This is a genomic window from Vitreimonas sp., from assembly GCF_035627415.1.
Taxonomy (GTDB): Bacteria; Pseudomonadota; Alphaproteobacteria; order Caulobacterales; family Aquidulcibacteraceae; genus Vitreimonas.
Window position 1 is genome coordinate 187772 of sequence record NZ_DASPLU010000009.1, and the last position, 20010, is coordinate 207781.

The following is a 20010-nucleotide window of genomic DNA, read 5'->3' on the forward strand; positions in this document are numbered from 1 at the left end:
GGCCGCCAGGGACGCCTGCTGTTCATCGGCGCCGTCGCCGCGTTCTGGAGCGCCGTCGGCTTTCTCGTCACCACCTGCGTCGGGAGCTGCGCACGATGAGTCCGACCGAACGCGCGCTGCGCGCGAGCCTCGAACAAGACGACGCCGCCTTCATCGCCGACATGCTGGTCAAGATCGCCGCGCGCCCGCTCGGCGCCGCCACCGTCGAGCTCGACGCCGAGGACGCTGCGCGCCTCGCGCGCCTGGCGACGGCCGCCTACATCGCCAACACCAATCGCCAGGGCGAGGGGTCGCCTTCAACAGAGAGAAGAGACTCATGATCGCCTACGGCTTCAAAACCGCCTTCGGGCCGCAAATCGACACCGACGCCAAAGAGCCGAAGGTCCTGACGCTGCGCCGCCAGCGCAAAGCGCCCTCGCGCCACGCCAATGTCGGCGAGACGATCGGGCTTTGGACCGGCCTCAGGACGAAGCAGGCGGCGCGCCGCGGCGTGGGCGTCGTCATCCTGCGCGGCCTGCTGCGTTTCAACGCCGCCGGCATCGTCTTCGTCAGCGAACTGCGGTCGACGCTGACCGTCGACGCGATGGCTGACGCGCTCGAGCGCGAGATCCTCGACGCCGAGAACGATTCCTTCGCGCGGCGCGACGGCTTCGAGAACTGGGCCGCGATGTGGGCCTGGCACGACGCCGCCCGCGACAAGGAAGAACGCGGCGCACCCTCGCTCGTGCGTCAAATCATCGCCTGGCGCCCGCTCAGCAAAGACCAGATCGCCGCCGTCGCCGCCGGCGCGCGCCTGGAGGAGGTGGCGTGATGCCGAAGCGTATTCCGATCGAGACGGCCAAGAGTGTCGCTCAGAAGCATGATCTTCATCAGGTGTTGCTCATCGGCTGGGACGGCGCGTTGACGCATGTCGTCACCTATGGAGCAACCCCGCACGATTGCGCGCTAGCAGCTAAGGCGCAGGATTTCTGGACAGGGAAGATTCGCGAGTTCTCATTTCGCGACGGAGATGCCTCGCCGTGGCGCCGCGATCTGTTCGTCGACGAAAGCGAGGACGTCGGCGTGAAACTATCCCACTTCGCGGACGCGATTCAGACTTACGTCATGATGCAGCAGGGGCGAAGGGTGTGCGTCCGCGAACTGGCCTCTGTCTTCAACACCGACCGCAGAACGGTTCTCGACGCCATCGACGCCGGCTATTGGCTCTATACGACCGGTGATGGCGCCGACGACACCAAGCACTTCGTCGGTGTGGACGGCGAATGATGGTCGTTTTTCCGAACCTCGCAATCTGCGTGCTGATCGTCGGCATCATACTTTTCGCCGCACTGCTTCCCGCGCCGCCGCCGCAGCTGCAACCCGCTTGGCGGCTCGGCGACATGCCGCGCGACGGCGTGACCTGGATCGAGATCGAGACCCGCTGGGGCGTCGAACCGTATTGCTGCGTGGTGCGCTGGAATCCGGCGTTGATCACGCGCAGCGGAACGGGCGGCTGGCAGCAAGCCGACGGCGGCTATTTCGAAGATGCGCCGTATCGCTGGCGCCCCGCGACGCGCCAGCCCGCGCTCCTCCAGAAGGCGCCGTCCGATGTCTGACTTGCAGTTACTTCGCGACGCGCTCGATGGCATCGCCGCCCCCAATTTCGCGGTAGAGCAGCAGATCGAGCGAGTGCTTGAGCCTGAGCGTGATGCGCAGCGACTCGCGTGGGATCGCCTTAACAAGGGTGCTCCGCCGACACCGAACTACACTAGCTCGCTCGATGCGGCCCTTGCGCTACGCGACACCCTGCTTCCTGATCGTGAGGTCGCAGTGTGGGACGACAAGGAAAACGGGCGCTGGGCGGCAAAGGTTGGTGACGATCATTGGGATGAGGCGATGAATGACTTCGTGTCATCAGGTCCGAACGCCGCCATCGCACTCATGCGCGCGATCATCCAGGCGTTGTGCGCGGACGAACTGGGCTCGATGAAGGCGCCGCCCGATGCGTGAACACGCCGAAGCCGCGGCCGCTTGGCGCGCCGAGTGTGAGCACAAACGCTGGCTCTTCATCGACACGATCGACCGCGTTCCCGTCGACCTGTTGATCGCGCTGATCGACCACGCTTTCCCGCCGGCGACCGCCGGCTTCTTCGAACCGCTCGGCGTCACTCGCGATCGCGCCGACTTCCTCGCCCGCCGCAACGCCGCCGAACGTGAATGGGCGGAGGCCTGGAAGCGCCACCACCGCTCCGTCGGCCGCAGCACACAGGTGATCAAGTCATGATTTACGAACTGATGTTGCCCGTCGCGTGCTTTGTTTTTGGCGTTTGGATCGGCCGCGGAAACGAATGGGAAGACGTGCGCGACACGGGCGTGCATTTGTACCAGCGCAATCGTCGCACGGGAAAACGGCGCGTGCTTCGCGGCGGCCCGAACCAGCCGATCGACACACACTGGCTCGAGACGGGGGAGTGGTTTAGCTCGAAACCGCCGCCCGGCCACAAGCGATGAGCGATCGCTGGCCCGAGCTGATGCGCCGCGAGACCGCGGCCGCGTTCTGCGACATGACGCCCGACCAGTTCGATCGTCAGTGTCCGGTCGCGCCGGTCGATCAGGGCTGGCGCGGCTATCGCTGGAAGCGCGCCAAGCTGCAGGCCTGGATCGACAATCTGCCGGAAAAGCCGCGCCCGCTCGCGCCCGGCCTTGACGCCGCCGAGCCCCAGGCGCCTGATGCGCCCGGCCTAACGCCAGAGCAACGCCGCGAGGCCAGCCTGGCGCGGATGTAACGAGGCACGAGGGGAGCAGGATGATTTTCGGCCGCCGCCGCCATTTCCGCGAGATCGCTGACGAGCTCGCCAGATCTGGGCTCATGCCGGACCGACTATTGCTGCTGCGCACCGACGCTGAACGTCTCGACGGCAAGATCGAGGACTTAGTCGAAGCGCTCAACGCGCGGACGCGCACCGGAGCCTGGCGCGCGCACCGCACCGCCGAGGGTGACTATGATTTGCGCCGGGAGGCGCCGCCGACGATCGCCGTAGAACTCGAACTGCCGACGAACGTCGTGTTTCTTCGGCGCAAGTGATGAGCGACGATCCGCTCGCGCCCTGGGCCAAGCGCCCGCCTTACCTGCAGCGCTGGATTGATCCGCGCAACGGCGCCGAGCACGTCTACTATCGGCGCGCCGGCGTGCAGAAGCGGCCGCTGAACGCGCCCTGGGGCACGCAGGCGCTCGCCGACGAAGTCGGCGCGCTCGCGGCCGCGCACACGCCGAAGCCGAAACCGGAAGCCGGCACGATCGTCGGCGCCATCCGCGAGTATCGCGGCGATCGCACGCGAGGAATCGACGCCTCGGCCGACTTCCTCGCCCTCGCGGCCGCGACGCAGCTGGATTACGAACGCCTCTGCGATGAATTCGAGACCACGTTCGCCGGCGTGCTGCTCGAAGACATCGACGCGGGCTACGTGCTGAAGCTCAGGGATAAATGGGCCAAGCGCGGCTATCGCGCGGCGAACCTGCGCCTGCAGGTGTTCAAGAATATCTGCAAAGGCCCGCGCATCCGCGCCGAGATCGCCGGCGATCCGTTTGCGCTGATCGACAAGGTGCCGCGGCCGCAGAACCTCGGCGTCGCCAACCCGCGCTGGCTCGACGAAGAGTTCGAGGCCGCGCTCGAGCACGCGATCGAGACGCACCGGCCCGGCCTTGCGCGGGCGCTCGCGCTCGGCCGCTGGGGCGGGTTTCGCCGCCAAACCATCTGCAGCGTGCCGCGCCGCGCCCGGATCTGGCGCGACAACGAAGACGGCGTGCGCGAGCGCCGGCTCTACTGGGTGACGGAAAAGAAGCTGGTCCTGTGCGATCGCCGCGAAGATCCGCGCCTGACGGCTCTACTCGAGCGCACCGAAAAGATGCGCCCGCGCTTCGCCAAGAACGTCGCGTCGCTGACGATCGCCTTCAACAGCTACGGGGAGGCCTGGAAGAAGCGGGCCCTGAGTCACGCTGTCGAGGACCTGGTCGCCGCCCTCGCGAAAGCGGGCCGCTGCCGGCCGTCGCTGACGATCCATGGCCTGCGGCACGCGCGCGGCGTAGAACTGGCGCTCGCGGGCGCCAGCGACGCCGGCATCATGTCCCAGCTCGACCACGCGACGCCGCGCCAGGCGGCCGAATATCGCAAGCAGGCCGAACGTCTCGGCCTCGCCGACGCCGCCCAAGACCAGGTGGACGCCCGCGTCACCAAGCTGCGCCAGCGGCGCGCCGCGCGTGGACAGCAAGACAAGAGCTAAGCTATTGATCCGGCGCCGCTTGTCTCCGCCCTACGAATCTGGGGGTCAGGAGTTCGAATCTCTTCGGGCGCGCCATGTCTCTTCGCTCCGGCCAGTCCGGAGCCTCCTCCGTCCGAACGCCGGCGCTTGACGGCGCCGCCTCCTGGACCGGATCGTCACGGCATGGGATCAGGCCAGGACCCGGCGCTGTTGCGCCGTTTGCTGCGGGCGAAGGACCGGATGGACGCGGCCTCCGACGAGGAATGGCCAGTCGAGCGGCTGGCCAACGTCAGCGGCGTCTCCCAGGCCCATTTCGCCCGCGCCTTCAAGCAAGCCTTTGGCGTGCCGCCGCACCGCTATCTGCTCACCCGCCGGCTGGAGCGCGCCAAGGCGCTGCTGCGCGACACCGAGCTGGCGATCATCGACATCGCCTTCCAGACCGGCTGGAACAGCCTCGGCACGTTTGGCCGCGTGTTCAAGGACGTCACCGGCGAGAGCCCGAGCGAGCTTCGTGCGCGTGAGCAAACGGGGGCGCACGCGCTCCAGCACGTGCCGCACTGCTTCGTCAGCGCCGCCCATCGGCCGAACCTCAAGACCGCAGTTTCGGAGAAGCGCCGCCGCGAGAGCGGCGGTATGGAATCCTCAACTGAAGAGGAGGTCCCATGAGCACCGGAATCGGAGTGATCGGTCTTTACGTTCACGATCAGGATGAAGCGCTCGACTTTTATGTCGGCAAACTCGGCTTTCGCGTCCACGCCGACGCGCGCAACGGCAATTATCGCTGGCTCACGGTGAAGCACCCGAACCAGCCCTCGTTCGAACTCGGCCTGTTCCTGCCGCAGGAGCCGGTGCTCGACGCGGCGACGGCGCAGACCATGCGCGAGATGGTGGCGAAGGGCGCAATGCCCCCGCTCGTGCTCGTGGTCGAGAATTGCCGCGACGCTTATGCGCAGATGAAGGCCAAGGGCGTCGAGTTCACGCAGGAGCCGATCGAACGCTTCGGCGGCGTCGACGCCAATTTCCGCGACCCCTCCGGCAACGGTTGGAAAATGATCGAGGCGCGCTGAGATGTACGCGCAATTCATGCAGCCCGCGGCAAAGGAGGTTCGCGTGAGCAAGTGGATCAGGCAATTTCACCGGTGGATCGCCATCGCGTTCACGATCGGCGTCATCGTCAACACGGTCGTAATTTTCGGCGGCGAAGCCGAGCCGGCGTTCTGGATATATTTGCTGGCTCTGATCCCGCTTTTCCTGTTGCTGATCACGGGCCTGTACTTGTTTGCGCTGCCCTATGCCGCCAAGTGGAAGCGCGCCTGACGGGAGCACTGCCATGGCGAAAACGGCAACCGCAAAGAAAGCGGCCACGAAAAAAGCCGCAAAAAAGATCGCGAAAAAGAGCGCGCCGAAGAAAGCCGCGCCGAAGCTTCTGTCCGGCGGCAATCCGCAGATCGCCAAGGGCTACGGCGAGGCGCCGGTGAAGGCCTATATCGCGGCGATGCCGGACTGGAAGCGCGATGTCGGCAAGCGCATCGACGCCATCGTCACCCGCGCCGTGCCCGACGTGAAGAAAGCGGTGAAGTGGAATTCGCCGTTCTACGGCATGGAAGAGGGCGTCTGGTTTCTGAGCTTCCACGTGTTCGCCAAGTACGTGAAGGTGACTTTCCTCAACGGCGGATCGCTGAAGCCGCCGCCGCCCGGCGCCTCGAAATATCCGCACGTCCGCTATCTGGACATTCGCGAAGAGGGATTCGACGAGAAGCAGTTTGCCGATTGGGTGAAGCAGGCCAGCAAACTGCCGGGCGAGAAGATGTGAGCCATGACCAAGATCGCAAAGACCACGAAGAAAGCCGCGCCGAAGAAAGCCCCGCCGCACACAAGCGATTGGCGCCCCGAAACGCTCGCGCGGGTGCGCGCGCTGATCCAAGAGGTCGATCCCGAAGCGGTGGAAACGCTGAAGTGGCGCGGCGTGCCGGTGTGGGAGCACGACGGCATCATCTGCACCGGCGAGACCTACAAGGACAAGGTGAAGCTGACCTTCGCCAAAGGCGCCGCGCTCGATGATCCTGCGGGACTCTTCAACGCGAGCCTCGACGGCAATGTGCGCCGCGCCATCGACATTGAGGCGGGCGACAAGATCAACGAAACGGCGTTGAAGGCGTTGGTCCGCGCCGCTGTTACACTGAACACGGCCAAGCACGCGGCGCGACCGCGCAAGGGGGCGCGCCGCGGCTGAGGCGCTGCACGGAGGGAACTTTTCTGGCGCCGTGGCCGGACATTCAGCGATCCGCCGAAGAAAACTTGTCTGAAACGCAGCGCTTTGCGTGTAGTCTTGCCGTCGCGCTTGCTTCAGCGCGACCTGAGACGATCGGGGCGCGGTGCTGGCTCGAGCGCGCGCGAGACGCCGGGGGAGCTGATGGCCAGAGCGTACGCCCATATCACCGCCGCGTTGTGCGCCGCCTGCGTCGCATTGCCGGTGTCGGCGCTCGCGCAAACCACGGCCATTGCTTACGATGAACTGGAGCAGCTCTCGATTGAAGACCTGGCGAATCTGCGCATCAGCTCGGTTTCGCTTCGGGCCGAGCCGCTGAGCGAGGCCGCAGCTTCGGTTTACGTCATCACCAACGACGATCTGCGCCGGTCCGGCGCGACCAGCATTCCCGAGGCGCTGCGCCTTGCGCCGAACCTTCAGGTCGCGCGCGACGACGCCATCGACTGGTCGATCACCGCGCGCGGCTCCGGCAATTTCGGCAGCGCCAACAAGCTGCTCGTGCTGATCGACGGCCGCAGCGTCTATTCGCCCGTGTTTTCCGGCGTGTTCTGGGACGCGCAGCACAGAATGCTCGAGGACGTCGACCGGATCGAGGTGATCAGCGGCCCGGGCGGAACGCTCTACGGCGCCAACGCCGTCAATGGCGTCATCAACATCACCACGCGAGATGCGTTCGAAACCCAGGGGCTTCTCACCAGTGTCAGCCTCGGCGATGTCGACCGCACCGCCGCCGTCCGTTGGGGCGGCCAGATCAATCCCGCCAGCGCGTTCCGCGTCTTCGTCGCGGGTTACGAACGCGGCGAGTCGCTGCTCGCCGGCGGCGGCGCCGGCGACGGCTGGGAAGGCGGACACACGGGCATTCGCTTCGACTGGCGCGGCGCCGACGATTCGGTCACCGCGCAAGCGGACGGTCACATCAACACCTATGATGTCGACCAGCGCGACACCAACGCCAACGTCGTGCTGCGTTGGACGCGCGAACTCGACGCCGACGCTTCGTTGGAGACGCAATTCTATTGGGACCAGGTCGACCGCAACAGCCCCAACGCGTCCGACATCTTCAACAGCTACGATCTGCGTTCGCAGCTGAGCATGCGACTCGGCGGCCATGCGATCGTCGCCGGCGCCGGCTATCGCTCTACCGAAGATAGTTTCGTGACGAAGCTCCCAGTGCTCACGCTGACGCCCGCGCGCCGTCACACCGAGATCGTAAACGTCTTCCTGCAGGATTCGATCAATCTCAATCCGGAGACGACGCTGATCGTCGGTTTCAAGGCCGAGCACGACACCTTCGTCGAGGAGACCGAAATCCTGCCGAACGTCCGCTTGGCTTGGCGTCCGCTGCAGGATCACCTGTTCTGGGCCGCCGTTTCGCGCGCGACCCGGACGCCTAACCGGTTCGATCGCGACCTCGGCCTCGCCGGCGTGATCGTTCCCAACGACGACTTCGTTTCCGAAGAGCTGTTCGCTTACGAACTGGGCTATCGCGGCCTGCCACGCGAGGGGCTCAGCGTCTCGGCGACATTCTTCTACCATGAGTACGACGAATTGCGCAGCATTGGGCCGAGCGGCGGCGGGCCCGCCCTCCAATTCCGCAACGACATCGAAGGTGAGCGGTGGGGCGTTGAGGCTTGGCTGCGCACCGATCTTACCGATTGGTGGCGCATGGAAGTCGGCGGCTACGCCATGGACGAGTCGTTCGGCGTGCGCCCGGGCGCGGTCGATCTGAGCGGGGGCCTGTCGCCTGGTGCGGATGCGGATCACCAGGTGCTGGTTCGCTCGCAGTTCACCTTGGCGCCGGAGGTCGAACTCGATCTGCGCCTGCGCCACGTCGGCGAAATCGACGAACCGAGCGTCAGCGTACCAGCCTACACCGAGGCGGACGCGCGTCTCGGCTGGCGCATGAATGAAAATCTGGAGCTCTATCTGGCCGGACACAATCTTCTCGACGAAAGCCACCTGGAGAACCGCCAGCCGGGAGATCCGGCCTTTGAGACCCGGCGGCGCGTCTCGATCGGCCTGCGCTGGACCCGCTGAGCATGGGCGGGGGAGCCTCTCATCTGCGATGTTGGCTCATCGCTTGCGCGTTCGTCCTTGGCGGATTGCCGGCGCACGCCCAAAGCGCCGACGAGTCGGCGGTTAAAGCCGCCTTCCTCACACGGTTCGGCTCTTTCACGGAGTGGCCGCCGACCGCCTTCAGCGCGCCGGACACGCGGTTCTCGATTTGCGTCGCCGGCTCCTCGTCGATGCTGCGCAGCATTGATCGCTTCGCGCGCGGCAGCCAAATCGGCGGCCGCGCCGTCGTCGTGCGGCGGGTCGCCGACGCCTCCGACATTAGCGGCTGCCAGATCCTCTATCTCGCCGCGTCGCGCGTGGCCGTCGCCGACTTCCTGCGCGCGGCGCGGGGCCGGCCCGTGCTCACCGTCACGGATGAGCGGTACGGCGCCCGGCGCGGCGTGATCCACTTCGTCGTCGTCGACGACCGCGTGCGCTTCCACATCGATCGTGACGCCGCCGAACAGAACCGGCTTGGTTTGAGTTCGCGCTTGCTGAGCATCGCCCTCAGCGTGCGCGGCCATGGCGGAGCGAGCGCGCCATGAGCCGATTGCCGATCAAGACACTGCGCATCCACACGCCGTTGCTCGCGGTCGTCACGGCCGTGGCGCTCGTGTTCGCAGGCGTCGCCGGCGCGGCGCTCAGCGAGCGCGATTTCCGCGAAGCGAAAGTCGAACAAGCCCAGGCGCATGCGCGCGTGCTGGCCGCGAGCGTGAGCGCGGCGCTCGCGTTCCAGGACGCCGCCGAAGCCCAGCATGCCGTGGACGCGCTGACTGCCAATCCCGATGTCGGCTCGGTCGGCGTCTACACCGTCACGGGCGACTTGTTCGTGCGCCGCGTCGGCCCTGAGGGCGCGCCGCCCGCGCGGCTGCAGCAGGCGGGGGAGGCGCGCTATGACAACGGCTTCGCCACCGCCTCGGCGCCAGTAGTCCAGAACGAAACGCCGCTCGGCGCGGTTCATGTGCGGCTTTCCAGCGGCTCCGCAGCGACGCGGTGGGCGCGCTATATCGGCGTTGCGCTGCTGCTTGGCATGGCCGCATTAATCGTCATCGTCATCGGCGAAGCGCAGCGTGCGCTGAATACGGCGAACGACGAACTCAGCCGCCGTGCCGAGGCCCTGGCGAAATCGAACCAGCAACTCAGCAGCGAAATTAACGAAAAGCGCAAGGCGCAGAATGCGCTGGCGCAGGGGCAGAAGATGGAGGCGATCGGCCAGCTCACCGGCGGCGTCGCGCACGATTTCAACAATCTGCTGATGGTGATCTCGAGCGGACTGCGCCTGTTGGAGACGCGGGACGACGAGAGCAAGCGCGCCAGCATCGTCGCCGCCATGCGTCAGGCGGTGGACCGCGGCGCAGGGCTCACCAAGCAACTGCTGGCGTTCTCGCGCCGCCAGAAGCTCACGCCGGAAGTGATCCGCTTGCAGGAGCGGATCGAAAATCTGCGCCCGTTGCTCGAACGCTCGCTGCGTGAGGACATTGCGCTCGAAGTCCGCTCGACCGCGCCAGACGCCGCCGTGAAGGTCGACCCGGGGCAATTCGACATCGCCATCTTGAACCTTGCCGTGAACGCGCGTGACGCCATGCCGAACGGCGGCTCCCTCGTCATCACGATTGCGCCCGCTGGGCCGGATGAGCCCGACGCCATCGCCGTCAGGGTCGCCGATAGCGGGCAGGGCATGGCCCCGGAGGTGCAGGCGCGCGCCTTCGATCCGTTTTTCACCACCAAGGAAGTCGGCAAGGGCACCGGTCTCGGCCTCAGCCAAGTCTACGGCTTCTCGATGCAGTCCGGCGGACGAAGCGAAATCGAAAGCGAGCCGGGCCGCGGCACGGCGGTGACGTTGATCCTGCCGCTGAGCGAGGAAGCGCCGCCGCCGCGGCAGGCGCCGGCCCCGGACGCAGCCGGCGGCAGCGGCGCCGTGCTGGTGGTGGAGGACGACGACAGCGTCGCGGCGATGGTGTGCGAGATGATCGCCGACCTCGGCTACAGCGTGACGCGCGTGCCGAACGCGCACGAGGCGCTGCAGCGCATCGAAGGCGGCGCGCAGGTCGATTTGATTTTTTCGGATATCATCATGCCCGGCGGGCTCAACGGCATCGAGCTTGCGCACGAAGTGCGGCGCCGGCGTCCTGAGCTGCCGATCCTGCTCACCACCGGCTATGGCGGGCGCGGCGAAACCGAAGTGCAGGGGTTCAAGGTGCTGCGCAAACCGTACGACCGTGACGAGCTGGGCGCCGCCTTCGCCGAGATCGGCGCCTGATCAGCGTTTGGCGATGTTCTTGCGGATAATCGCGATGATCAGGATCGAGAACGCAGCCAGACGCAGCAGATAGAGCCAGCTCCGCTCCTCCAGAACGCCGCCGAGCAGCGTCGAAAGCGCCGAGTTCAGCGCCAGCAGGAAGAAGGCGATGGCGAAGACGAAGAACAGCGAGTCCTTCGTCCGCTGCCAGAAGCGGAGAAAGAACGCCGTGCAGACGACATAGCCCATCGCAATGAGGCCGGAGAAGAAATCCGTGAACGGCATCACTCGACTTCCCAGATGAAGCCGTAGATCAGCACGCCGACGGCAAGCAGAGCGGCGAGGTGCCGATATGGCAGCAGATTGAAGTCCGGGAACAGCACGAGGTCGCCCAGGACGAAGAAGTTGTTCACCGCAAGAAAGACGAAGCTCACCGCGCTCCAGAGCAGCAGCCGCGCGCGGGTCCGGAAATAGGCCCGCACCAGCAAGACGGCGCAAAGCGCGCTGGTCACGAAGCAGAGCGTATAAACGAGCGTTGGCATGCTCATTCGTCCTTCTTGGTGAAGCGGAAGGCGTCGGCGAAGCTCTTCAGCCGTTCGTTCGGCGAGGCCACGATGGCGTTGATGACGGTGACGGGGCGCTCCTGATAGGCCTGCGCAAGCTGGGCGCAGAGTTCCTCCAGCGCGGGAGAAGCCGGTGCGTAGCGGCAGCGGTCGCCCTCGCACACCACAAGCCCGGCGTCCTGAAGCTGTTTGGTGCAGGAAGAGATTAGCGTGCGGGTGGCGCGAAGCTCGAGCACCGCCTCGTCCGTCGTGAACGCGCGATCCTGGTGCGCCCGCAGCAGCAAGAGCAGCTCGAGCGCCCAAGTGGAGCGTATGGCGCTTCGAACGAAGCTGAGGAGATCGGCGTCCAGCACTATCGGATGCTAAAAAGTCTCATCGGCGCAAGCTTCTGCCCTCCGCTGTGTCGGCATTGGCCGCGAATTTCAACCCCTCCTGAAAAAAAGCACATGCGGCTGGGAACTTCGATCTCCGGCGCGGCGTTTCGGCTTTCGCGGGGGTGTATGCGGACGGCGCCCCCGGTGCGTCAGACGTCCCGGGTGTGTTGCGGAGCTATTCTCAATGGACGCGAAGACGGCGACGGTGAGCAACCGCGCACGTAATGGCAACGGCGGTTCGCGGGGCGCAGGGCAAGGCGGTGACCCGCCATCGAGCCAAGAGGCGCAGCTGCGGGAATTGCTCCAGGCGCTCCAGGCGATGAAGGTCGGCGACTTCTCCGCCCGCCTTCCTGCCGACCATGTCGGGGTCCTCGGCAAGATCGCCGACACCTTCAATGAAATCGTCGCCGCCAATGAGCGCATGGCCGCCGAGCTTGAACGCGTCGGCTACACGGTCGGGCGCGAAGGCCGCACCAAGCAGCGCGTGAAGTTCGTCAATCGGGCGGGCTCCTGGGGGGAGATGGAGAATTCTGTCAACACCCTGATCGACGATCTCCTCTGGCCCACCGAAGAGATGACGCGCGCTGTCAGCGCCGTCGCTCAGGGCGACCTGCTGCAGACCGTTCGCCTCGAAGTCGACGGCCGCCCGCTCAAAGGCGAGTTCCTCCGCTCCGCCAAGATCGTCAACACGATGATCCGCCAGCTGCGGGAGTTCACCTCGGAAGTGACGCGCGTCGCCCGCGAAGTCGGCACGGAGGGCAAGCTCGGCGGCCAAGCGCAGGTGCGCGAAGTCACGGGCGTCTGGAAGGAGCTCACGGAATCCGTGAACTCGATGGCCGACAACCTGACATCACAGGTCCGCAACATCGCCGAAGTCACGATCGCGGTCGCCAATGGCGACTTGTCGAAGAAGATCACGGTCGACGTGCGCGGCGAAATCCTGCAGCAGAAGGAAGCCATCAACACGATGGTGGACCAGCTGCGCTCGTTCGCGTCGGAAGTGACGCGCGTCGCCCGCGAAGTCGGCACCGACGGCAAACTCGGCGGCCAAGCCATCGTGCCCGGCGTCGCCGGCACCTGGAAGGATCTGACCGACTCCGTCAACGCCATGTGCGGCAACCTAACGGACCAGGTGCGCAGCATCGCCCAAGTGACCACGGCCGTCGCCCGCGGCGACCTCTCGCGCAAGGTCACCGTCGACGTGCGCGGCGAAATCCTCGAGCTCAAGGACACCATCAACACGATGGTGGACCAGCTCAACTCGTTCGCCTCCGAAGTGACGCGCGTTGCGCGTGAGGTCGGCACCGAGGGCAAGCTCGGCGGTCAGGCGCAGGTGCCGGGGGTCGCGGGCACCTGGAAAGATCTCACCGACAACGTGAACTTCATGGCCGGCAACTTGACCGCTCAAGTCCGCAACATCGCCGAAGTGTCGACCGCTATCGCCAGCGGCGACTTGTCCAAGAAGATCACCGTCAACGTCTCGGGCGAGATTCTGCAGCTGAAGGAGACCATCAACACGATGGTTGACCAGCTGAACGCCTTCGCCGGGGAAGTGACGCGCGTTGCGCGAGAAGTCGGCACCGAAGGCCAGCTCGGCGGCCAGGCCAACGTGACCGGCGTCGCCGGCACCTGGAAGGATTTGACCGAGTCCGTGAACTCGATGGCTTCGAACCTCACCGCCCAAGTCCGCAACATCGCCGAAGTGTCGACCGCCATCGCCAACGGCGATTTGTCGAAGAAGATCACCGTCGACGTGCGCGGCGAGATTCTCGAGCTGAAGGACACCATCAATACGATGGTCGACCAGCTGAACGCCTTCGCCGGCGAAGTGACGCGCGTTGCGCGCGAGGTCGGCACCGAAGGCAAGCTCGGCGGTCAAGCCGTCGTGCGCGGCGTGGCGGGCACGTGGAAGGACTTGACCGACAACGTGAACTTCATGGCCGGCAACCTCACCGGCCAGGTCCGCAACATCGCCGAAGTCGCCACCGCCGTCGCCAAGGGCGATTTGTCGAAGAAGATCACCGTCGACGCGTCGGGCGAGATCCTGTCGCTGAAGGAAACGCTCAACACGATGGTCGACCAGCTGAACGCGTTCGCCGCCGAAGTGACGCGCGTCGCCCGCGAAGTCGGCACAGAAGGCAAGCTGGGCGGTCAGGCGCAGGTCTCCGGCGTCGCTGGCACATGGAAGGACTTGACTGACAGCGTGAACTCGATGGCCGGCAACTTGACGGCGCAGGTCCGCAACATCGCCGAAGTCGCGACCGCCATCGCCGGCGGCGATTTGTCGAAGAAGATCACGGTCGACGTGCGCGGCGAAATCCTTCAGCTGAAAGAAACGCTCAACACCATGGTCGATCAGCTCAACCGCTTTGCGGGCGAGGTGACGCGTGTGGCGCGCGAGGTCGGCACCGAAGGCAAGCTCGGCGGCCAGGCCCAGGTGCCGGGCGTCGGCGGCACGTGGAAGGATTTGACCGACAACGTCAACTCGATGGCCGGCAACCTGACGTCCCAGGTCCGCAACATCGCCGAAGTCACCACCGCCGTCGCCAAGGGCGACCTCTCGCGCAAGGTCACGGTCGACGTGAAGGGCGAAATCGCCGAGTTGAAGAACACCGTCAACACGATGGTGGACCAGCTCAATTCGTTCGCTTCGGAAGTCACCCGCGTCGCCCGCGAAGTCGGCTCCGAAGGCAAGCTCGGCGGCCAGGCCCAGGTGCCGGGCGTCGCCGGCACCTGGAAAGATCTCACCGACAACGTGAACTTCATGGCCGGCAATTTGACGGCTCAGGTCCGCAACATCGCCGAAGTCGCCACCGCCATCGCCGGCGGCGATCTCTCGAAGAAGATCACCGTCGACGTGCGCGGCGAAATCCTTCTCCTGAAGGAAACGCTGAACACGATGGTGGACCAGCTCAACGCCTTCGCCGGCGAAGTGACGCGCGTTGCGCGCGAAGTCGGCACCGACGGGCGCCTTGGCGGTCAGGCGGTCGTGCCCGGCGTCGGCGGCACCTGGAAGGACTTGACCGACAACGTGAACCTCTTGGCGGCGAACCTCACCACCCAGGTCCGCAACATCGCCGAAGTCACCACCGCGGTGGCGCGCGGCGACCTGTCGCGCAAGATCACCGTCGACGTGAAGGGCGAAATCCTCGAGCTGAAGAACACCATCAACACGATGGTCGACCAGCTCAACGCCTTCGCCTCGGAAGTGACGCGCGTCGCCCGCGAAGTCGGCACCGAAGGCAAGCTCGGCGGGCAGGCGCAGGTGCCCGGCGTCGCCGGCACCTGGAAGGACTTGACCGATACGGTCAACGTCATGGCCGCCAACCTCACCGAACAGGTGCGCGGCATCGTCAAGGTCGTCACCGCCGTCGCCGACGGCGACCTCAATCAGAACCTCACCGTGAAATCGAAAGGCGAGGTCGCCGCGCTCGCCGACACGATCAACAACATGACGCGCACGCTGGCCACGTTCGCCGACCAGGTGACGACGGTGGCGCGCGAAGTCGGCGTCGAAGGCCGTCTCGGCGGCCAAGCCAACGTGCCGGGCGCCGCCGGCACGTGGAAGGACTTGACCGGCAACGTCAACCTTCTCGCCGCCAACCTGACGAGCCAAGTCCGCGCCATCGCCGAAGTGGCGACGGGCGTCACCAAGGGCGATCTGACGCGCGCCATCGAAGTCGATGCGCGCGGCGAAGTCGCCGAGCTCAAAGACAACATCAACACCATGATCGAAAACTTGCGGCAGACCACCGACCGCAATACCGAGCAGGACTGGCTGAAGACCAATCTCGCCAAATTCACCTCGATGCTCCAGGGCCAGCGCGATCTGGCCTCGGTCGGCCGTTTGCTGCTCTCCGAACTCGCGCCGCTCGTCGATGCGCACCAGGGCGTCATCTATCAGATGGTCGCCGACGAGGACGGCCCTGCGCTGCGTCTGCTCTCGGCCTACGCCGACGACATCGAGAGCGCGCACCCGGCGCGGCTCGAGATTGGCGACGGCCTCGTCGGCCAGTGCGCGGCGGACAAGCGCCGCATGCTGATCACCGACATTCCCGACAATGTCGTGCCGATCCGCTCGGCGCTGTTCCGCTCGACACCGCGCAACATCATCGTGTTGCCGGTGCTGTTCGAAGGGCAGGTCAAGGCGGTGATCGAACTCGCCGCCGTCGGCGGCTTCACCACGCTACAGATCGCGTTCCTCGAGCAACTGACGGCCTCGATCGGCATCGTCCTGAACTCGATCGAAGCGACGATGCAGACCGAAGGCCTTCTGGTGCAGTCGCAGCAGCTCGCCGGCGAATTGCAGGCGCAGCAGCGCGAGCTGCAGCAGACCAACGAGCAGCTCGAACTGAAGGCGCAGCAGGTCGCCGAGCGCAACGTCGAAGTCGAACGCAAGAACCAGGAACTCGAACAGGCCCGCCGCGCGCTGGAAGAGAAGGCGGCCGAACTCGCGCTCACGTCGAAGTACAAGTCCGAGTTCCTGGCTAATATGAGCCACGAACTGCGCACGCCGCTGAACTCGATCCTGATCCTCGGTCAGCAGCTCAGCGACAACCCGGACGGAAACCTCAGCGCCAAGCAGGTCGAGTTCGCGCGCACCATTCACGGCGCCGGCACCGATCTGCTGAATCTCATCTCCGACATTCTCGACCTGTCGAAGATCGAATCCGGCACCGTCACCGTCGAAGCGGAGGAGATCTACTTCCAGAACGTCATCGACCGCGTCGCGCTGCCGTTCCGCCACGAGGCGGACAACCGCCAGCTCTCGTTCGGCGTCAACATCGATCCGAACGTCGGTCGTTCGATCATCACCGACTCCAAGCGTCTGCAGCAGGTGCTCAAGAACCTGCTCTCCAACGCCTTCAAGTTCACGGAAACCGGCGGCGTGCGGCTTGACGTGCATGCGGCGGCGGAGGGCTGGAACGCCGAACACCCGGTATTGTCGCAAGCGCCGCTAGTCGTCGCCTTCACCGTCTCCGATACGGGCATCGGCATTCCGGTCGAGAAGCAGCGCATCATCTTCGAGGCGTTCCAGCAGGCCGACGCCTCCACCAGCCGCCGCTACGGCGGCACCGGGCTCGGTCTCGCCATCAGCCGCGAGCTTGCCTCGCTGCTCGGCGGCGAGATCCAGCTGCGCTCCACGCCGGGCGAAGGCTCCACCTTCACGCTGTATCTGCCGATCGCCTATGCCGGCGCGAACGCGCCGTCGCGTCAGCCCGTCGGCGAGCGCTTCCCGCAGCCGGCGCTGACGATCCGCACGCAGACCGTCGAGCGCGTCGCAGACGACCGCAATGAAATCGAGCCCGGCGAGCCGTGTTTGCTCATCGTCGAGGATGATCCGCACTATGCAAGGATTGTCGCTCAACTCGCCAAGGATCAGGGGCTCAACGTTCTGGTCGCCATGACCGGCGCGGAGGCGCTGGACCTCGCCCGCGTCTACAAGCCAACGGCCATTTCGCTCGACGTCTTCCTGCCCGACATGCTGGGCTGGACGGTGCTGAGCCGCCTGAAGCAAGACCCCGCGCTCCGGCACATTCCCGTGCAGATGCTGACGCTCGACGAAGACCGCCAGCACGGCCTCGCCCGCGGCGCCTACGACTTCATCTCCAAACCGATCGCCGCCGACGAGCTCAGCGGCGCCATCGGCCGCGTGCTCGATTTCTCGAAGCCGCAGCAGCGCCGTCTGCTCGTCGTCGAGGACGATCCGACCGAACAATTCAGCATCAAGGAACTGCTGGCGCACGATGACGTCGAGATCGGCTTGGCCTCCACCGGCAAGGAGGCCCTGCGATCGCTGAAGCAGGAGCATTGGGACTGCGTCGTGCTCGATCTGCGACTGCCGGACATGTCGGGCTTTGACGTGCTGGAGCGGCTAAAGCAGGACGAGGAGTCGCGCGACGTCCCTGTCGTCGTCTTCACCGGCAAGGAGCTGTCGCCGGAGGAAGACGCCCGTCTTCACACCATGGCGCGCAGCATCGTCGTCAAGGGGGTCGAATCGCCCGAGCGGCTGCTCGATGAAACGGCGCTCTTCCTGCACCGCGTAGTTTCCGAGTTGCCGGAGGAGAAGCAGCGCATGCTGGAGCGGCTGCATGGTTCCGACGAAGACCTCGTTGGCCGCTGCGTACTGCTGGTGGACGACGACGCACGGAACATCTTCGCGCTTTCGAGCTTGCTCGAACGCCGCGGCATGCGTGTGGTGACCGCCACCACCGGCCGGGAAGCGATCGATCTGGTGGAGACGACGCCGGACATCTCGATCGTGCTGATGGATATCATGATGCCGGAGATGGACGGCTACCAAACGATGCATAAAATCCGTCAGAACCCGGCCCACCGGCGCTTGCCGATCGTGGCGCTCACGGCCAAGGCGATGAAGGGAGACCGCGAAAAGTGCCTGGAGGCGGGTGCATCCGATTATCTGGCGAAGCCGGTCAACACCGAGCAACTGCTCTCGGCCCTGCGGATGTGGCTGCACCGCTGATGGCGTCCGGCTTCGATCAACCCACCGAACGGGTGAACATCCTTCTCGTCGACGACCAGCCCGGCAAGCTGATGAGCTACGAGCTCATTCTTGCCGGCCTCGGTCAGAACCTCTTGAAGGCGCCCTCGGCCAAGGACGCGCTCGAGCTTCTGCTCAAGAACGACGTCGCAGTGATCCTCGCCGACGTCTGCATGCCCGATCTCGACGGCTTCGAGCTGGCGCAGATGATCCGCGAGCATCCGCGTTTTGTGGACACGGCGATCATCTTCATCTCGGCTGTGCATTTGAGCGAACTCGACAGCCTCAAGGGCTACGAGCTCGGCGGCGTCGATTACGTGCCGGTGCCGGTCGTGCCGGAAGTGCTGCGCGCTAAGGTGCGCGTGTTCGTCGACCTCTATCGCAAGACGCGTGCGTTGGCGCGCGTCAACGAAGAACTCGAGCGGCGCGTGACCGAGCGCACGGCGCAGCTGGAGGCGGCGATCGAGCGGCAGGAATTGCTCGCGCGCGAGGTCGATCACCGCGCCCGCAACGCGCTGGCGGTGATCCAGGCGATCGTGTCGCTCACGCCGGCCGACGACGCCGACAAGTTCGCCGCGGCCGTGAAGGGGCGCATCCGCGCCATGGCGACGGCGCACAATCTACTCTCCGAAACGCGCTGGAGCGGCGCCGATCTGCTGCGGCTGATGCACGAAGAGCTGGCGCCTTATGCGTCCAACGCCAGCGTCGCCGTGGACGGGCCGCCTGTCGCTATCGTGCCGCGCGTCGCGCAGAACCTCGCGCTCGCCCTGCACGAATTAGCCACCAACGCGGCCAAATATGGGGCGCTCTCCAGTGCGGACGGCAAGCTCCACGTCACTTGGCGCCTTGGCGACCGCGAACTTGTGCTCGAATGGGACGAGCAGTGCAGCCACCCTGTCAGCACGCCCGCCCGATCCAGCTTCGGTTCACGCGTGGTCGACACCAGCATCAAGGCCCAACTGGGCGGCTCCTTGGAGCGCGAGTGGCGCCGCGATGGTTTGCGCTGCACTCTGCGCCTGCCGGCATTGCATTTCGCCCCCGGCGCGAGCGTGACGGCTGGCCCCATAGATACGCACCGCCTCGGCGCCGCCAACCTCGATCGCATCGCCGGACGGCGGGTGCTGGTCGTCGAGGACGAGCCGCTCGTCTCGATGATGATGCAGCGGCTCGTGTCGCAGTTCGGCGGCCATGTCGTTGGCCCGTTCTCAGGGCCTCGTGACGCACGCAGCGCGCTCGACACCGAGATCGACGCTGCTTTGCTCGACGTGAACGCCGGCGATGAGATGGTCTATCCGCTGGCCGAAGAGCTATTGGCGCGCGACGTGCCGATCATCTTCGTCACCGGCTATCAGGCGGAGGCGATCGACCCGCGTTTCGCCGACGCGCCGCTGCTGACAAAGCCGATCGAACCTGATGAACTCGCGGTCGCCGTGGCGCGACTTATCGCCAGCAAGGATGCGCTGCGGCGTTCCGCCGAGGTCAGGGCGTAGGCGAAGCAGCCTCGTTCGCGCCGGCGTCCGAGGCGCCGCCTTCCTGCGGCGGTTCGGCGGGTCCGAGTTCCTCCTGCGTCTGTCCCGGCTGTTGCTGGAGGTCGGACAGGTTCGGATTGTCGCCGCTGGCGGCGCCGTAGACGCCTTCTTCCGTTCGCGTCGCCGGGTCCGGCTGATTGCAGGCCGGCAGCGCGCTCGCGGCGGCGAGCAGAATGAGGGCGCGGGTCGGGCGAAGCGTGGGGGACATGACGGAAGGACGCTCTAGCGTAGACAAGGTTC

General features: G+C 65.8%; 24 protein-coding genes. 20 read left to right on the plus strand and 4 right to left on the minus strand.

What is annotated here, in order from left to right; all coding sequences use genetic code 11:
* Positions 1-95: 95 nt before the first annotated feature.
* From VEA80_RS06720 to VEA80_RS06805, 18 genes are all read left to right on the plus strand, one after another.
* Positions 96-320: a hypothetical protein gene (locus VEA80_RS06720; RefSeq protein WP_325059933.1), complete on the plus strand. Its 225-nt coding sequence runs from the start codon at positions 96-98 to the stop codon at positions 318-320.
* On the plus strand, positions 317-811 hold the full coding sequence (locus tag VEA80_RS06725) for a hypothetical protein (RefSeq protein ID WP_325059934.1): 495 nt from the start codon (positions 317-319) through the stop codon (positions 809-811). Before VEA80_RS06720 ends, VEA80_RS06725 begins: the two co-directional genes overlap by 4 nt.
* On the plus strand, positions 811-1266 hold the full coding sequence (locus tag VEA80_RS06730; RefSeq protein WP_325059935.1) for a hypothetical protein: 456 nt from the start codon (positions 811-813) through the stop codon (positions 1264-1266). Before VEA80_RS06725 ends, VEA80_RS06730 begins: the two co-directional genes overlap by 1 nt.
* Positions 1263-1595: a hypothetical protein gene (locus VEA80_RS06735; protein WP_325059936.1), complete on the plus strand. Its 333-nt coding sequence runs from the start codon at positions 1263-1265 to the stop codon at positions 1593-1595. The genes VEA80_RS06730 and VEA80_RS06735 overlap by 4 nt, the downstream gene beginning before the upstream one ends.
* On the plus strand, positions 1588-1989 hold the full coding sequence (locus VEA80_RS06740; protein WP_325059937.1) for a hypothetical protein: 402 nt from the start codon (positions 1588-1590) through the stop codon (positions 1987-1989). The genes VEA80_RS06735 and VEA80_RS06740 overlap by 8 nt, the downstream gene beginning before the upstream one ends.
* Positions 1982-2263 carry a hypothetical protein gene (locus VEA80_RS06745; protein ID WP_325059938.1) on the plus strand — a complete coding sequence of 94 codons (282 nt, stop codon included), beginning with the start codon at positions 1982-1984 and terminating at the stop codon, positions 2261-2263. The genes VEA80_RS06740 and VEA80_RS06745 overlap by 8 nt, the downstream gene beginning before the upstream one ends.
* Complete coding sequence (locus VEA80_RS06750) at positions 2260-2490, plus strand: hypothetical protein (RefSeq protein ID WP_325059939.1); 231 nt, start codon at positions 2260-2262, stop codon at positions 2488-2490. Before VEA80_RS06745 ends, VEA80_RS06750 begins: the two co-directional genes overlap by 4 nt.
* Complete coding sequence (locus tag VEA80_RS06755) at positions 2487-2765, plus strand: hypothetical protein (protein WP_325059940.1); 279 nt, start codon at positions 2487-2489, stop codon at positions 2763-2765. Before VEA80_RS06750 ends, VEA80_RS06755 begins: the two co-directional genes overlap by 4 nt.
* A 20-nt stretch (positions 2766-2785) precedes the next feature.
* Positions 2786-3064, plus strand: coding sequence for a hypothetical protein (locus VEA80_RS06760; protein WP_325059941.1), 279 nt, complete (start codon positions 2786-2788; stop codon positions 3062-3064).
* Complete coding sequence (locus VEA80_RS06765; protein WP_325059942.1) at positions 3064-4260, plus strand: hypothetical protein; 1197 nt, start codon at positions 3064-3066, stop codon at positions 4258-4260. The genes VEA80_RS06760 and VEA80_RS06765 overlap by 1 nt, the downstream gene beginning before the upstream one ends.
* A 162-nt stretch (positions 4261-4422) precedes the next feature.
* Positions 4423-4905 (plus strand): helix-turn-helix transcriptional regulator, encoded by a 483-nt coding sequence (locus VEA80_RS06770; protein WP_325059943.1) that lies wholly within the window; start codon positions 4423-4425, stop codon positions 4903-4905.
* Complete coding sequence (locus VEA80_RS06775) at positions 4902-5306, plus strand: VOC family protein (RefSeq protein WP_325059944.1); 405 nt, start codon at positions 4902-4904, stop codon at positions 5304-5306. The genes VEA80_RS06770 and VEA80_RS06775 overlap by 4 nt, the downstream gene beginning before the upstream one ends.
* A gap of 43 nt (positions 5307-5349) precedes the next feature.
* A complete protein-coding gene (locus VEA80_RS06780) occupies positions 5350-5556 on the plus strand; it encodes a hypothetical protein (RefSeq protein WP_325059945.1) in 207 nt (68 codons plus the stop codon).
* Between the two features lie 13 nt (positions 5557-5569).
* The gene (locus VEA80_RS06785) at positions 5570-6052 is read left to right on the plus strand and encodes a DUF1801 domain-containing protein (RefSeq protein WP_325059946.1); all 483 of its coding nucleotides are present in this window, start codon (positions 5570-5572) and stop codon (positions 6050-6052) included.
* 3 nt (positions 6053-6055) lie between these two features.
* A complete protein-coding gene (locus VEA80_RS06790; protein ID WP_325059947.1) occupies positions 6056-6472 on the plus strand; it encodes a DUF1801 domain-containing protein in 417 nt (138 codons plus the stop codon).
* Between the two features lie 180 nt (positions 6473-6652).
* Entirely contained in the window at positions 6653-8545 is a 1893-nt protein-coding gene (locus VEA80_RS06795; RefSeq protein WP_325059948.1) for a TonB-dependent receptor plug domain-containing protein, read from the plus strand.
* Positions 8546-8547: 2 nt separating this feature from the next.
* A complete protein-coding gene (locus VEA80_RS06800) occupies positions 8548-9108 on the plus strand; it encodes a YfiR family protein (protein ID WP_325059949.1) in 561 nt (186 codons plus the stop codon).
* Positions 9105-10823 (plus strand): ATP-binding protein, encoded by a 1719-nt coding sequence (locus VEA80_RS06805; RefSeq protein ID WP_325059950.1) that lies wholly within the window; start codon positions 9105-9107, stop codon positions 10821-10823. Before VEA80_RS06800 ends, VEA80_RS06805 begins: the two co-directional genes overlap by 4 nt.
* On the opposite strand, the gene VEA80_RS06810 is transcribed toward VEA80_RS06805, so the two are convergent.
* Genes VEA80_RS06810 through VEA80_RS06820 form a run of 3 tightly spaced genes read right to left on the minus strand, consistent with a single transcriptional unit; the run spans position 10824 to position 11718 of the window.
* On the minus strand, positions 10824-11087 hold the full coding sequence (locus VEA80_RS06810; RefSeq protein WP_325059951.1) for a DUF5985 family protein: 264 nt from the start codon (positions 11085-11087) through the stop codon (positions 10824-10826).
* On the minus strand, positions 11087-11350 hold the full coding sequence (locus tag VEA80_RS06815) for a DUF5985 family protein (protein WP_325059952.1): 264 nt from the start codon (positions 11348-11350) through the stop codon (positions 11087-11089). The genes VEA80_RS06810 and VEA80_RS06815 overlap by 1 nt, the downstream gene beginning before the upstream one ends.
* Positions 11347-11718: a hypothetical protein gene (locus VEA80_RS06820; protein ID WP_325059953.1), complete on the minus strand. Its 372-nt coding sequence runs from the start codon at positions 11716-11718 to the stop codon at positions 11347-11349. The genes VEA80_RS06815 and VEA80_RS06820 overlap by 4 nt, the downstream gene beginning before the upstream one ends.
* 340 nt (positions 11719-12058) lie before the next feature.
* On the opposite strand from VEA80_RS06820, the gene VEA80_RS06825 reads away from it, so the two are divergent.
* Together VEA80_RS06825 and VEA80_RS06830 are read left to right on the plus strand one after the other, a co-directional pair.
* A complete protein-coding gene (locus VEA80_RS06825; RefSeq protein WP_349257227.1) occupies positions 12059-18223 on the plus strand; it encodes a HAMP domain-containing protein in 6165 nt (2054 codons plus the stop codon).
* On the plus strand, positions 18223-19731 hold the full coding sequence (locus VEA80_RS06830) for a response regulator (protein WP_325059955.1): 1509 nt from the start codon (positions 18223-18225) through the stop codon (positions 19729-19731). Before VEA80_RS06825 ends, VEA80_RS06830 begins: the two co-directional genes overlap by 1 nt.
* On the opposite strand, the gene VEA80_RS06835 is transcribed toward VEA80_RS06830, so the two are convergent.
* On the minus strand, positions 19721-19978 hold the full coding sequence (locus tag VEA80_RS06835) for a hypothetical protein (protein ID WP_325059956.1): 258 nt from the start codon (positions 19976-19978) through the stop codon (positions 19721-19723). The two genes, VEA80_RS06830 and VEA80_RS06835, sit on opposite strands and share 11 nt — an antisense overlap.
* Between the last annotated feature and the right edge of the window lie 32 nt (positions 19979-20010).